Raw genomic sequence first — 14,927 nt, 5'->3', positions numbered from 1 at the left:
CCGCGGGTTCAAGCCCCCTCGCGCACAGAGAGAACCCCAGGGAGACCTGAGATTTCTCGCACTTCACGAGAGGTCAGGTCTACGACGTCAGAGATCAACTCGTCGCGGGTGGGCAGCATCGACACGTGTCTCGGCCGTGCCTGGATATGTGGCAGCGGGGCGCCGGCGGCGATGAGCCACAGGGGCGGTGTCCGCCGCTGGCCCGTTCGGCTACCTCCGATCATGTACCCCAAGTTGGGTACCCTCGGCGACGGCACCGACAGCAGTCCGGACTGGTCTGGAGACTGGCGTGGATGGCGACGAACTCCAGGCGTATTCACCTGTTCAGGGCACAGCGAGCCGAGGCGACCGAGGTGTCCGCACGATGCATCGATGCCTGAATGGCCACCAGAATCCAAGTGGGTCCGCCTTCTGTAACTCCTGCGGGGTCCAGATTTCCCCTGCTTCACCCACTGCCGAGGATGTGGAACATCGCACCCAAACGGGTCCTCGCAGGGGCAGACTTGTCGTCGGCATCTCGCTGGCAGTGCTCGTTCTGACCGGATCGGCGATCACGGTGGCCGCGGTCACAGGCTGGGGCAACGGCCGTAGCGCTCCGGCAGCCCCATCCTCGCAAGAAGGAACCGGAGCCAGTTTCGATGTACTCGGGGTCTTGGTCCTGTTCGACGAGGACATCGTCCTGAGTGACGAGGCCTACGAGGTGCAGAACTACTGCAACGTCGACGAGTCATGCGAACTGCCCGCTGATACCTGCACTGCTGGCAGCGCTGGATATCATGACATCATTGCGGGCGCTCAGATCCGCGTCACCGATGAAAGCGGCGACGTCGTTGGGATCGGTGAGCTTGGTGGCGGGCTTATCAAGGCGGGGACCGACGCCTGGGATTCCCCGACACCCTGTGCGTTCTACATAGTCGTGAAAAGCATTGAGGCCGAGGGCGACATCTTCGGTGTTGAAGTCGCCAACCGCGGCGTCATCCAGTTCCACCGTGAGGAAGCCGACGCCGTCAATGTAACGCTTGGCGAGCCGTAGGTCTTCCAATATGTACCCGCCTCCCGTCCTACTCACGAAGGCTCGTGAACCTACACTTCGATCCAACGGGGACGCATCGTCGTGCCCTCCCGAGTACCGTCGGCCCAAGTGGGACGGATGCCTGTGTCGTGGGATCTCAATGCCAGCGGTGGTCTCGGCCTCCGCGAGTTGCGGGCCGTCCCAGAGCGTGATGCCGACGTCGGTCAGCACCTTCGCACGTCTCTCAGAGAGGACGCCCGGAATAGCAAGCACAAGTCGTTGCGAGACACCTCCCCGCCCCATGGGATTCGGGTTGCTGCCGCTACCCTGCTAGCGTGTCTGCCCCAGATTGGCTTCAAGATGAACTCGGCTGGAAGCCAGCATCCCAGAAGAGTGCACCGCGCTGCAAGGATCTATTCGGCGACGCCGTCGCGCCCAATATTGCTGACCTCGGCAGCAAGTCCAGTCTCGAGCTTGCCGGCCACATCTACCAGTCGCTAGGAATCACCCAGCACACGAAGCTGGCGCTCGGTGACGGCGGCCAGAAGGCTGGGGCGTCTCTTGAGCGTGCCATCGAAGGTGACCTCGGCTTGCGGCTGTCCTTCGCCGATCCGTCTCGCAAGTGGGAGGTCAGGCGTGGCGGGCTGGCGTCTGACTACAGGCAGTTTCAACACCTCGCCGACCTCCAGAGACTTTTCGAGGCGCAACCCAACCTGCGTGCCACTGTGGGACACGATTACCAGGTCCGCACCGACGTCTACGTCGGCCTTCCAGGTCCTGAGGCCGAGTCGGCGCCGTACCTTCACGCGGCGATCTCCTGCAAGTGGACAATACGGTCGGATAGGGTCCAGAACGTCCGCCACGAGTTCAATACGCTCGTACGCAGTCGGCGCGGACGACTGCCACACCTCGCTCTCGTGACTGCGGAACCCCTTCCCAGCCGGATCATCTCGATCGCGCGTGGAACTGGCGAGGTAGACGCGGTTTACCATCTGATGTTCGACGAGTTGGCCGCAGCCGTCGCTACTGCGGGGTCCACGGAGCAGATCCGGGACTGGGATGAGATGGTCTCCCAGCAACGCCTCCTCCCCTACGACCGCCTCGCGCTCGATCTCACTTTCTCCTGAGCCTGCGGTTGCCTTCGGGTCGGGTCAGGTAACGATCGCTGCAACGACGACCTGGATCACGCCAAGGGCCAAGTACAACGCCCACGTTCCAACACGTCGCCCTGACTGCAGAACGCCGCCGATCCACTCCACCCGATCGACGCCGACGAGCGACCTCACAGTACGCGGCCGGCTTCGAGGATCAGACATGGCGTCATCGACCGCTCCATTCTCGAACAGCCTCTCGATATTACCGGCCCGGGCGATCATCCGGTCTTGCGTTGCACGCCTTGCCGAGTCGATCGCCCAGAACGTCAGGGTGGCGAAGACGCCCAGAACCGCCACTGCGGGTTTGTGCGAAGTGACCGAGAAGCCGGTGCTGGCGAGGCCGACCGTCACCGCCCACCCCTTGACTTGAACGAGAAGCGAGTCGTAGTTGCGGATCGACTGCTGTAGTTCGGACATATCCAACTTCACGAGCTCGAATCTGAACTCGATGTCATCCATAGGCACTGCTCCTTCGCTGCGGATGGATCCCGTACACGGTTCCGGTCGGCCTAGTGGTGCTTACCTTCCGAGTCCCGAAGGCACGATCCTGACGACCTCGGCCATGAGTCGGGTATGGCTCTGTAATTGGAGTCGACATGGCAACCGCCACCTGCCCCGCCGTGGCCCATACTCGGCCAGCCGCCTGCACACCTTGCCAACCTGAGTCGGTCATCTGGGCCCAGTCCGCGGGTCCAGCTGCCCGATATTCGGTACGCGCACACAAGCGATCTGATACTGCAGTCACAGCGTCACGCGGGAGACGCAGCGCCGAACAAGTCTGGCGGCGCCCGGCCCGCCTGGTCCCGATGCATACTCTGCTGCGTGTCGACGCGCATGGCACTGGCACGCGAGAGCAGCACGTCGTGCGGCACAGCACAGCGAGATGCCTGACATTTACCTCACTCTGCCCGGAAGCGGCGGAGATCGTCGGTCAGTCGGTGACACTCTCCGACGGCGTTTCTGCGGCCGGATCGTGGGTCGCCTACCGCTTCGGACCGAGGCAAATCCGGGTCAAGCCCATCGCCTTCGAGTGGTCAGGGCATCAGATTCGGAGCACCTGTTGGGACTGACGCTCGCACAACTGTTCGAGACTAACGCGGAGTTGGCCCACCGCGACACGCCTCGTCAAGTGCGCCCGCGTCCAACGGCCATCTTCAACCGGCACAATGCAGTTCCTGCATGCGGTCGCGAGCGGATGCTGCACCGCTGCCAAGCAGGAAGGTCAGGTCGGGGGAATTGTTCAGTCAGACATGGTTTCCTGCGGACTTACCGGTCGAGCCCAAGCAACTCACGATGTTTCCATGCGAGCCTCAAGCAGTCCTTCAGATCCGGAGTAGTTCTTGAGTCGTGGATATAGCGGTTAATCGACGGCCCGTCGAACGGAATCCCGAGTTTGCCCCTCCGGCTGATCACGTCGCCCTCCTCGTTGCGCTCGACCAAACCACTGAAAATCGCGTCGAACTGCAGGGCGTCGAAGACACACACCGTGAGGAGGCACGGCTTCCACGTCAGAGGATCCGTCGCGAGCCCAAATGCCCGGACAAGAAGGGTGCCCTCCCGACGGGCTGAAAGCAATGATGCATAAGGTTCGCTGGATTCATAGTTGATGCCAGCACCCCCCGCCCTATGGGCGTCGGGGTGTCCGAGAAACTCTTCGGCGTACTCTCGCATGATCGTTCGCCAGATGTCCAAGTCCTCGTCTTCCGCCTCAAGGGATAAGTCGGACGGAGCGAACTCGCCAGCAGGGGCAACGCCTAGGAGATTATGGTTGTGCGTTACGTCGCCATCGCGGCGATGCGCGAAGAACGTCGCCCCTGAAGGCGAGCACCGGATAGTCAAGGTTACGATACCGAGAGCGGCGACGCGTCGGTCGAAACTTGATGGCCCAATCAAGGCCCTTCTATACGCCCCCCGATTCGGACTTCTTCCGGATGCGCTGCACTGCTGCGCTTCTAAGGCCAACACCTCCGAGCTGTCAAGATATCGAAAGTAGCTGTCGAGGCCGAGATTGAGAACAAGCCCAGTAGCGACGGCATTAGCCCCCAGAATCCTGTACAGCTTGCCATCATATATATTCGGGCTCAGTCCGCTCTGCTGTAGTGCTTGAGAGTAGCGAAATGGACTAGCCCGCAGGCCCGCCGAGCGCAGGAGGCGCCGTCGTTCCCGTTCTACTTCGGGTGGTTCTGACTGAGGATCCGCTTGAAGCGCCAACTCGATCTGATCGAGATCAACTGGCGTCGGCAGGATCCATGCTGGATCCCCCAACAGATGGAGACCATGCGGCTTCCACGCATCCGTCGCGTCCACATAGGCCGCCTCGGTCAAAAGGCTGTGGTGCTCGCGAAGATCGCGGACCAGCCCCTTGAAGTGCGCCATCGAAGCCTCCGCGCGCGAGTTTCGGTATCCCGGCAGGGAAACAACTACCGCATACATGGCAAGAGCAGCGGAAACCGCCGCAACAGATAGTCCAATCGTTTCCGTGATGTCCAAGGTGACTCCCTCTCGACTGCGGCTGGGCCTTGATTCGGACCGTCCCACCGAAAATGCTCGATCGGCCTTACTCGTCCGCGAGCGCGAGCGGAGGCGGACTCGGGTCTAGCCACATTGGCAGAGACCCGGGATCGCTGGCGTGAAGAATTCTAGGGGCCCCGCACTTGAAATCTATGCAGATCCCCGCTGCGCGAGACCTGCGCGGTGGCCATGGTTCACAGGAACGGGTGGGCGCGGTGGTCCCAGCCGTCGACGATCAGGTCGCCTTGGCGATCTCCTCCACGAACTGACCGGTGAGTAGCCATCACTCAACAGCGTCCCGACGAGCCCGTGATCTCATCGTCCTGCGCACGCGCGACGGTGCCTGACTGTCTTGCGATCCATGCTCGGACGGGGAAGTTCACAGCTAGCAGCGCGCTCAGAGCCGACCGGAATCCTTCGGCGGTCAATCCCCGCAGGTACCTTCAAGCCTCGATTCAGGTTGAGCACGAACTTCCGTCGAGGCATCCAACTTGGGACCATGGAGCCCCGAGTCCGGTCCAACTTGTGCCTAGCCCTCGCGTCTCATGTCAGAGGGTGAGATCCGAGAAATAGCCCAGACTTGGTTCGTCGAACGTCCCGATGACGAGTCCACGGTCAAGGAATCGGTTGAACTCCTCGCAGCTCGTTTCCGGCAACAAGGCACAGCCATGGCATGCCGCGAGATTGCATGAGTCTGGGCCCTGACCCCTGTCACCGGAATCCATGCACACCGGGTCGGTCGAGCACCATTGCGCGTCACGGAGCGCTGACGCGAAGACCGCGCGCAGATGCTCCTGGCGGGCCATCCGGACGAGCCCGCCCATTGTGCCCTCCGAGTCCCCGGCCGCGGTGTAGATGAGAACGCCGGCCATGTCCCGGCTGCCCTCCCGCGACACGTAGAGCCGCTCGCGCAGTGACGCCGAGCTGTAGCCGCAAGTGAACACGAGCTCGTTGATCAGTAGGTGTCCGAGCGTGTGCATCATGACGAACCGCGGGCTCAGGTCCCGCAGTCGTCCACCGCGGTCCGTGATCACCTGCGAGTGACGATTTGCAATCTTCTCAGCACGGGCCTGTACTTCGCCCCGGGCTTCCCACCGTTCCAACCGGTCCGGGTCGAGCTCGAAGTAGATACCCTCGCCCTTGACGACGTACGCAGGGAGCCAGTCCTTGTCCGGTGGCAGTGACCGTCGGCGGAGCATCGCCTTGCCGACCGGCAGCTTGAGTTCGCCGTCTCGGCCGCGGGTGAATCCGCGCAGGGCACGGGTCTCTTGCAAGACAGACACGCTGCGAACACGGCCTAGGTGCGTACATAGATCCGAATGGGTGCCTGGATCATGTGCACGCAAGGAGTCGTCTTGTGGTGTCTCCCGGATCTTCTTGAATTCGGGATAGCGCCAGATGTCATCGTTCGTGAGGTCGTCCGAGCCATCGCCGCCGCCCTCCCCGGCGGCGCCGATCCCATGCACATCGCGGTACATTGCCATCAGCTCGTCATCTCCGTAGGAGTCGAACAGCTCACCGGGAAGCTGCTTTCTGAGCATGGCAGGAGTGGCATCGGTACCTGCGAACGAGTACACGACCGACATGACGGTGCCGACGTCGGGACGCTTGAGCAGCTCGCGCATCGCATCGTTGACGGCACCTTCCTTCTGTGGCAGGAAGATCGACGACTCAACGCTCGGGAAGTAGACGTTCCCGGCCGCGCGGAGTGCGCCGCGGACCGGCCGATCGCACGCGCCTTCAGTCTCGTGCAACCAGGGCCGGGCGCCTGAGCACCGGTACGGGTCGCTACGCCCGACCAGGCTTTCGGAGAGAGCGGTGCTCTCCGATCCATCCTCACCACGACGGCCACCCATTGTGATGCCCTGCAGTGTGCGCGAAGCCCCGCACCCGAGCCGCTCATCGCGCTTGCCCTTGGCGTCGTATCCACAACGGACGACCTGGCCCTCGAGTCCACCACCGCCGGTCGAGAAAAGCCTGAGAACCCCGTTGCACTGCGGGTTCTTCGAGTGGTGCACCCACTTGTCAAACGGGAAGTCGTCGATGTGCCCGTCCTCGCAGATCGCTACGAACGGCACCTGCGACATACGCGGACCACTGCCCCGGCGCCCCTCATGGGCTCGGTCCTCGCAGCGGACCATCTCCTGGAAGCTCAGCGTGGTCTGCTTCAGTCGCTTGCAGTACATGCAGAAGCACCACCGAGGGAACCGTAGAACCGGCACCTTCAGGCGGACATTGCGCTCGTCCTTGCCGGCCCCCGAGGATCGGAAGTCGGGCGGCAGGCGGAACTCGCTGACCTTTAGCCGGGCTTCCAAACGCCAGTCGTGGACAACGAAGTCCTCCAAGGCGAGGCCCGGGTCGTCCTTCGGGAACCAGTGGTCAAGACCGGCAGTGATCACCGACGTACCGTCGACGAGCACGCTCATCGCTCCGACCCCGAACGGCGTGACCAACTGTGCGCGCCGAATGCTGCCGCTGCTCATGACTCGGTGTCCTCCAGTGCGAGGTCGTCAAGGACGTAGGCCCGGGTGATCTCGAGCCGACACTCGGCGTCTACGCTGCGCATGCTCATCGGGGTGTCCCAGGTGATGGTCTTGTTGTCAGGGTCGGCAAGCTCGCCGGCTGGACGCATGAGCCCCTGCTTCGGGTCGCCTTCGAAGTAGGGGCTTGCCGCCCAGGCCGTTCGTTCGCCGATCCCCCATTGCCGGGCACGCTCCTCTGCCCAGTGGTCGAAGATCGGGAGTTCTTCCGGGTCGGCCAGCTCAGCCCGCTGTCGTAGGAGCGCGATAGCGGCGTCGTACTCGGCCCGTGGGAACGGATTCGGCTCCAAGTCCGGCCCGAGCTGCCGTATCCGCGAGATAGCCGCGGCATGGAGTGCGCGCTTGAGGACCGGCTCCGCGAACGGCGTGACTGATGTCGGTTCGACTTGGGCGTAGAGCTGCTGGTGGTACGTGCGGAAGCGCTCGTAGTGGCTGCGGTCTCGTGGCTTCGCGGCTCCATAGATGGTGATGACCAGTCCGGGACCTCGCGGATCACGCCCGACACGTCCGCTCACCTGGATGTACTGGGCGGTCGTTTTCGGCTGGCCCACGATCGTCATGAGCCCCAGACGCGGCACGTCGACGCCGACCTCGATGATGTTCGATGCCAGGCAGATGTCGATGCAGTCCGGTGATGGCAGCTGCTCCTGTAGCTGCTCGATCGCCTTTGGGATCTCGTCGCTCCGGCGGCGCGAGGTCAGCTCCATCGCGTTTCGTGGCCACCGCGGCGTGATGCCGTCGCGGCGCTGCAAGCCGACCAGATAGTCGGGTACGTCCGACTCCAGCAGCGAGACCGTATTACCGAGCTCGCGGAGGCTGTTCAGGAAGTTGAGGTTCGTCCAGTACCAGTCACGGTCGGTCTCGTCGGGGATCTGCGAGCCGGCCTGCAACGTGGCAGCGGTGACCCGGACCTGCACGGTCTGCGTCGAACCGAGCGACGAGCTCATGACACCCAGGTACCGGCGGCCAGAAGCGGGTGTTCCATCCTCCAGCGTGGCCGGCTCGGCGAAGAACGAATGCCCTTCCGTCAGCCCGTGTGGCGGGAACAGCGCGACCTGACTACGGCCAAACAGGCCCTTGATCTGATCCTCATACCGCCGCACGGTCGCTGTCGAGGCGATGATCTTCGCCGGAACGGCCTTACCGTCACGGCGGTCCGTGGTCAGATCATCGATGACCGGTTCGTAGAGCCCCACCATCGAACCGAGCGGCCCGGAGATGAGGTGCAGCTCATCCTGGATGATGAGGCCCGGTGGCGAGAACACACGCTCGCCGTACTCACCGAGCCCGAACAACTTGCGTGCCTTGGGACGCCACGCCATCGTGGCGAACTTGTCGACGGTGCCGATGACAATCGACGGCCTTGATTCGTAGATGTCGTCATCAATGACATGCACAGGGAGGCCCTCGCGCCCGCTGAAACGACAGAGATTGTCGATGCACTTGAAGACGAATCGGTTGCCGGACCAGACGTAGCCGGGCGTGTCCTGACCTCTCGCACGGCGCACTGGCCCCATCTTGGTGCCACACCACGGGCACTTAAGTAGGAGGAACCGATTGGCTGCAGTGTAATCAGAGCGCAGCTTCTTGAGCGCTGTCTCGGCGGCGCCCCACGTGTTCGGTGTCGAGTCGCCGCCAAGCCAGACCCCGATGCCGAATGGCTCCGTGCCAAGCTCCTCTTCATTATCCGCGCGCATGTCTTCGAGCACACAGATCAGCGACGACGCCCGCAGGAACTGTTGGGCGGTCAGCAGCCGGAGCGTGTACCGCATCAACGTGTCCGTGCCGGCGTCGCCCGGGTTACGCAGGCGGCGAGCGATGAGCGAGATCGCTGATGCACCGAGATACGCCTCGGTCTTACCGCCACCAGTGGGGAAGAAGATCAGGTCCACCACCGATCGCTTCGCATGCGTTGGGTCCACGAGCTCCGGCAAACTCGCCAGCACGAACGCGATCTGGAACGCACGCCAGCGGCCGTCCCGCGGACCAGGCACCGCGTTAGGATGCTCGCCGACCGGACGGTAGATGTCGCTCTTGTCCTTGACGACGTCGCGCGTGGCCAGGCGCGATCGCACCTGCTGATAGAGCATCGCGAAGTTGGCCAGCTGGAAGGCCCGCGCCGCCAGTGGATTGTTGAGGACGAGCTGCCAGCCCTCTTCCATTCGAGCGAGGGCTCCGCGACACAACTCCATGTGCCGGTAAGCAGCCTCGTGGAACCGCTCATCGAGGTCAGGAACCGAGGCCACACGATCCTCTATCCACCGCCGGTAGAGGCTAAGGACCTTCTCGACCTGGCCATCGCCCTCAGGGGTCTGGTCCGCGAGTTCGGCCATGCTGACGCTAACCGGCGTCCGACTGCCGTCTTCGTGGATCTCGAACACGTCTGGGGTCAAACTCGCCACCTCGTACGCGGGCATGGCATCAGCGGCCACCCACGTCACCTCGTCCGCGTCTGTCCAGGTTGCGGCGCAGCCGTGACCGATTGCGTAGGTGAGGCGCTCGCGGTAGAGAAGGGCGATCGACTTCTCCTCGTCGTCGCTATCTGGCTGCTCGACGTCCGGGTAAGGCTCGATCCGTAGGCCGCCATTGGCGGCTGCGGTGAATCCGATCTGGAAGAAGGCGCTGCCCGGTCCGGTACCGGACACTTCGTTGATCACAGCCAGCGTGACAAGCCGGAGATCAGGGGAAGACTCGCGCGGAACCGGACGGCTAAAGACGGTCAGCGTCGGCACCTTCTCGGGAGCCTTCTTTGGTTCCGTCACGACCGGCGTGGTCGGCACAACCTTGATCTTCTGTACGTCATGTAGGAGCGTGCGGCCAGAGATGGTCGCGTCCAGCTCGAACGGCCGGCGTACCCACCAGTCGAGATCCGGAACACCAGGGATACTCACCGCGATGCGGTCGTAGTACGCACCCGTCACCCGAACGCTGATCGCGCCATCTGACGGAACCTTCACCTTGAAGGAGATCGCCGTCGCCGAAGGCTTGCGACGGTTGGCATCGGAAAGGTCGAAGTCGTCGGAGTCGACCTCATCCCGCGGTTTGTAGCCCTCGACCTCGACCGGCTTCTGATCCGGATTCTCGTCGCTCTGTGCAACACCGTCGATGACGACGGGATCGTCAGCAATGGCTGTGCCGCCCGCGCTACCTCCGCTATAGAGCACGCCGATCCCGTAACGGCGGAGCGGGTCGGAGCGGGTCAGCACCTCCTCGAGGGTGGTCCGGTCATGGAACTGACCGTTGCTCGCCTCCTTCGTGTCGAAGGAGTAGCGCGGGCCGGAGCAGTCGATCGGACTGCCGAGTGGCGACTCGTCCTGTGCTGGCCCAAAGAGCTCCCGGCGTACTGCCGCTTCGACGATGTCGCGTGCTTCTTCCCCGGTCACAGCTCGCCCTCCATCCCTGCCCGTAGTGTGTCGGCTTCGATAAGCCCGTAGAGCCGGTCGGTCGCACGGGTGAGGCCGACGTACATCACCGACGTGAAGCTGGGTACGACCTTGCGGTCCAGATCCGTGACGATGACCGCAGGCGCCTCGAGGCCCTTGAAGGCCTGGATCGTTGCGTACTGAACCTCACCCTTGCGGCGCGCCTGGCCCGTGGCTGGGCGCAGTACCTGCCGCAGCCACCTGTCGGTCGTGGAGGCGGCTACCGACCCGTCCGCCAGCGGGCTCAGCACGGCAATCTCGTGTAGCTGGTAGTGCTCATCGCGCAACCGTTGAATCGCCTCGACCAGCAACGGCGTCTGATCCCTCCCGGCCTCGTACTTGAGCCACGCTGGGTTCATCCCGTCGTCGTCGCGGCGGAACTTCTGGTAGCCCGGCCTCAGCCCACTGAACATGTTGACGCTGAACCCGATGCGGGGGCGATTCCGGCAGTTCATGATCAGGCGGCCGGTCGGCAGGTGCGGCACTCGCTTGCGGAGCAGGTCACGGCCGGCGCCGTCGTCGAAGATTGCCTGGCGCTCGAAGTCCCCGAAGAGCAGCACGCGCCCCGACTGCAGTCCTCCTTTCACCATCAGATCCAGCACATCCAGGTAGGGCTCGCGAAGGATGTCCTGAACCTCGTCGACCACCAAGAAGTCGACGGCCTCGTCATCACCGGCCGCGACGATCGCTTCCATTGCCCGTTCCGGGAGCTCTTCGGTCCAGAACGTGGCTGAGGGGGCGACCGGTGGTGTTACGCCCGCGATGTCAAGCAGTTGGCGATGCAACGTTCCCACCATAAGCGCGTCGCCAGTTGGCGTGTCGTCCCGCAGGCGTCGGCCAAGCAGGCTGTTGAAGCAGATCAGCCGGCCCCGATGCCTGAGGACGACCTCGCGGCGCGCAGCTTCCATTGCCAAGAAGGTCTTGCCAGACCCTGCCGGCCCCGTGAAAAGCACCGCGTGGTTGTCGGCCATCGAGTCGAGCGCCTCGTACTGCTCCTCGACAAAGTGCACCAGGTCGCTCTCACGCGCATGCCGCAGATCGCCGGCCACGACTGCCGCCTCGAACTGAGGCCGCAGCACGAGAGCGATCCGGCGTGTCTCCGCTTCGCTGGGGCCGACTTCGCCGTACGCAACGTAGGTGGTCTTCGAGAGGTGCACGGTTCCCGCCTTCATCGTGCGCAAGATGGCCGCGCCAACCCCGTTCCTCAGGTCTTCCGAGTCGAGTACCTGCCAGTCATGCCACTCAGGCGACTCAGGCAACATCGTGCGGGCACGGACCGCCGTAAACCAGCCAGCGCTGAGGATGGGTATCGACCCCAGGTCGACTTGCTTCCTTAGCAGGTACTTGCGGATGCTGTGCATGGCGTCGGCCGCCTGCTTGATCGGCCCGCGTGCCGTTGGCGCATCGTTGCCGAGCTTCCAGATGCCCTCGTGGTAGTCGATCGTCAGATGCGACTTGACCTCGATGACAAGAATCCCGCGTCCTGGCACGATGACCACGAAGTCCGCCTCGCCCTCAGGCTTCTTGATGTGCTCGGCAATCGCGAGCGAGTGCAGCACGATCCAGTCATCCGTGCCATCGCACTCGGCCAGTGCCTTGTGGAGCGCTTGCTCGCCTGGCGCTGCCCCCGGCAAACAGTAGGCCGGAATCATTCGAGCCATTCACTGCTCCGATCTCCAAATGGCACCCGGGTCTGCTGCCGCGCCACGATCTCGGTGTACGGCGAGCGTGCGTGCACCCGGGCGACAACCATGCTTCGGAATCCTTCGCGCGCGATCGCCAAGCGCATGTAACCCTCGCGCTCGAGTGCCGCGAGGTCGGCCCGGCTCACGGCGTCCTCGAGTTCCTCGCGCAGGTCTGCAGTCGCCTGGTACACGGCTCGCCGGAGTTCCATCGCGTTCCGGTGCGTCGGCTCGACCGGAAGTCCCAGCCACTCCAGCAGAAGCACTAGGTCCTGCTCGTGCTTCGGGCTGATGAGCGTCGGCTCTATCCAGGCTCGGACCCTAGCTGCCGACCTAACCCCTTGAGCGCGCAGCTCTCTGATACAGGCGCTCGCGGACCGGACTGCAAGCTGCCTCGTTAGCGCAGCCTTCCAAGCGCGCTGCGTGACCACGATGTTGTCGGCGCGGGTTCCCATGCGTCGTAGTGCCGCTTCGTACATCGCGCCACGTTCGGTCGCGCCGTCGCGAAGCACCAGATACGTACCCTGCGCGACCGCGTCGACTGCGGCGTAGGTGACGCGCTCACCGGCCGGCTGACGCGGATCGAGCGTCCTGATGCGGTCGCCGTCATCTAGCCAGATCGCCAGCTGGCCGGCGAGCAGCACCTTCCACGCCTCGGCCTCATCAGCTCCCGGCTCGCGATCGCCAGAGGTGCGTCCACGCCAGGTTGGTTGCGGGTAGTAGATGTCCTCGGTCGGCTCGTCGCCAGGAACTGGTGACTCGGGCTCCGTCACGTCACCGACAACTCGCTCCTTGGCCTGGACCTTCATCGCGCCGTCGGCCTGCATCGCGAGCCGCGACGTCGGGAGCGAGCGGTGGCCGAACCAGGACGGCAAAAGGAAGGCCACCTCCTCGGTCGCCGGTGCCGTCACGACTGAGGAGGGAAAGAAGATCGGCGGGCCGACGACGTACAGCTGCTCAATCGCATCGCTCAGGCCGCCGAGTTCTCCTGGCAGGACCACGGGAACAGCCAGTGTCTCGAGCCAATCCTGTAGCCCTGCCCGTGCGGGGTTGCTGCTGGCGACCACAGCGCAGATTGCTGGATCGGCCTCTTCGATCGAACGCCGAAGCTCATGACCAACCGGCGAGTCCGTTTCTCGCACATCCTCCGCAGCGCGCGAGACCTCTTCCAGGAGTGCGTCGTCTGCTACCGCTCCAGCGAGCAAGCGCGCCTCGCGGCGCACGGCCCTCGCCGCCTCGATTAAGGCCTGGTTGCGGTCGCCAGGCTGTGGCTGTGTCATGCGCCGCCACCGCAAGGCGTTTGCTGCGCGAAGCAGATCGCCCCAGATATCGCTCCCGTTCTCGTCCGCCGTGTAGATAAGACGCCGGACGGCGGCGTTGAGCCGGGCACCTGCTGGATCACCCACGGCAAAGATCTCGACGCCGTGGCGCAGCACTGCAGCGGATGCCTCGTATCGGCGGATCACCTCCTGCACCCGGCTAGTCATCGGGCCACCGTGAACGCCAGCGCCTCTATACCCGTCGGCGGATGCCAATACAGCTCGTTCTTCAGCGCGATTGGCTGGCTGTTCGCGCTCCGAGCTTCCATGACTGTCTCCGCGGCGGCCTCACTCGCCACCGACCGGTCGATGACGCAGACCACGATCGGTACCGGGATATCGTTGAGGTACTTGATCGCCCCGTATCCGTCGAGGATTGCAGCTTGGTACGGTTCAACGAGATGCGGTTGCTCGGCCAACTTGGGCGCGGACACCACGGGGGTCGACCAAGTCGCAGCGTTTTCGCCGAGTGGCAGGACGTAGTTTGACAGCGGACAGTGCGCGTCGGCGGGATCTGCGGCGTTGCCTATGCACACCGCCAGGTCCTCGAGCAACCACGTCGCGGTCCCGACAAGAGCGAGATCGGCCGGCGGGACTGCCATACGCTGCGCCCAGGTGTCCGACGCGCCCACTAGGCACCCAAGGAAGCCTGGCGCGGGGAGGGTGGAGTACGCCGAGTCCGTCTGTCCTTCCAACTCCGCGGCAGCCACGTAGCGCGCAACGGGAAGAGTCTTGTCCGCGACATGAACGCGCGGTTCTCTGCCTTGTTCGTGCAGCCATGAGAATGCGCCAGTGTGGATCCGGTTGTCTGTCACCGCACGGATGCCCGTACCTGGCTCTGCCGCTCGAAAGACCTCAATCGGCGAAGCAAGTTCGGGCGCTGGACTCGACAGCATCCAACCACTGCCGATGAGCGCAGCAGCGTAGTCGCGCCGGGGCACCGAGATAGCAACCACCATCTGTCGTCCATCCAGTTTCGGCAGGTACCGTCTCAGCCTCGTGCCTAGGACGACGAGCGATCCGATCCATGGCGCCCACTCAGCACGCTGGCCAGAATCGTCCGCGAGGCCCAGCCTGACAGTCGACTGCACCACTGCCACCCGGTGGCTCCCTCCGACTCGAACGTTTTACCTTCTGGACAGATGCTAGGGCCGCCCACCGACAATTTCGGAGAAACGCGGCTCGCCAGCCTCCTCATCCGCAGGTACCTTCGGCTTGCCGCGGACCACCGTTATTGCCGACGGCGGGCATGCTGCGCTGGCCACCGGAGTGGCAGATACCAGATAT

General features: G+C 63.8%; 9 protein-coding genes. 2 read left to right on the top strand and 7 right to left on the bottom strand.

Annotated features, from left to right (window positions below; genetic code table 11):
• Positions 1–652 precede the first annotated feature (652 nt).
• Positions 653–1,033, top strand: coding sequence for a hypothetical protein (locus tag ABTW65_RS02400; protein ID WP_350658196.1), 381 nt, complete (start codon positions 653–655; stop codon positions 1,031–1,033).
• A 314-nt stretch (positions 1,034–1,347) separates the two neighbouring features.
• Positions 1,348–2,139, top strand: coding sequence for an NgoMIV family type II restriction endonuclease (locus ABTW65_RS02395; RefSeq protein ID WP_350658195.1), 792 nt, complete (start codon positions 1,348–1,350; stop codon positions 2,137–2,139).
• A gap of 24 nt (positions 2,140–2,163) precedes the next feature.
• On the opposite strand, the gene ABTW65_RS02390 is transcribed toward ABTW65_RS02395, so the two are convergent.
• The 7 genes from ABTW65_RS02390 to ABTW65_RS02360 form a co-directional block, all read right to left on the bottom strand.
• Positions 2,164–2,625: a hypothetical protein gene (locus ABTW65_RS02390; protein ID WP_350658194.1), complete on the bottom strand. Its 462-nt coding sequence runs from the start codon at positions 2,623–2,625 to the stop codon at positions 2,164–2,166.
• Positions 2,626–3,432: 807 nt separating this feature from the next.
• Entirely contained in the window at positions 3,433–4,656 is a 1,224-nt protein-coding gene (locus ABTW65_RS02385) for a hypothetical protein (protein WP_350658193.1), read from the bottom strand.
• 569 nt (positions 4,657–5,225) lie between these two features.
• On the bottom strand, positions 5,226–7,160 hold the full coding sequence (gene drmB, locus ABTW65_RS02380) for a DrmB family protein (protein ID WP_350658192.1): 1,935 nt from the start codon (positions 7,158–7,160) through the stop codon (positions 5,226–5,228).
• Positions 7,157–10,600 (bottom strand): helicase-related protein, encoded by a 3,444-nt coding sequence (locus ABTW65_RS02375; RefSeq protein ID WP_350658191.1) that lies wholly within the window; start codon positions 10,598–10,600, stop codon positions 7,157–7,159. The genes drmB and ABTW65_RS02375 overlap by 4 nt, the downstream gene beginning before the upstream one ends.
• Positions 10,597–12,300 (bottom strand): nuclease-related domain-containing DEAD/DEAH box helicase, encoded by a 1,704-nt coding sequence (locus ABTW65_RS02370; protein ID WP_350658190.1) that lies wholly within the window; start codon positions 12,298–12,300, stop codon positions 10,597–10,599. The genes ABTW65_RS02375 and ABTW65_RS02370 overlap by 4 nt, the downstream gene beginning before the upstream one ends.
• Positions 12,288–13,808 (bottom strand): DISARM anti-phage system protein DrmE domain-containing protein, encoded by a 1,521-nt coding sequence (locus ABTW65_RS02365; protein ID WP_350658189.1) that lies wholly within the window; start codon positions 13,806–13,808, stop codon positions 12,288–12,290. The genes ABTW65_RS02370 and ABTW65_RS02365 overlap by 13 nt, the downstream gene beginning before the upstream one ends.
• Entirely contained in the window at positions 13,805–14,740 is a 936-nt protein-coding gene (locus ABTW65_RS02360) for a hypothetical protein (RefSeq protein WP_350658188.1), read from the bottom strand. Before ABTW65_RS02360 ends, ABTW65_RS02365 begins: the two co-directional genes overlap by 4 nt.
• Positions 14,741–14,927: the final 187 nt, after the last annotated feature.

The organism is Nocardioides sp. NPDC127503, assembly GCF_040302165.1.
In the GTDB taxonomy this organism is placed as follows: domain Bacteria; phylum Actinomycetota; class Actinomycetes; order Propionibacteriales; family Nocardioidaceae; genus Nocardioides.
The sequence above is the reverse complement of the archived record's forward strand: the minus strand, read 5'-3'. Positions and strand labels throughout refer to the sequence as shown.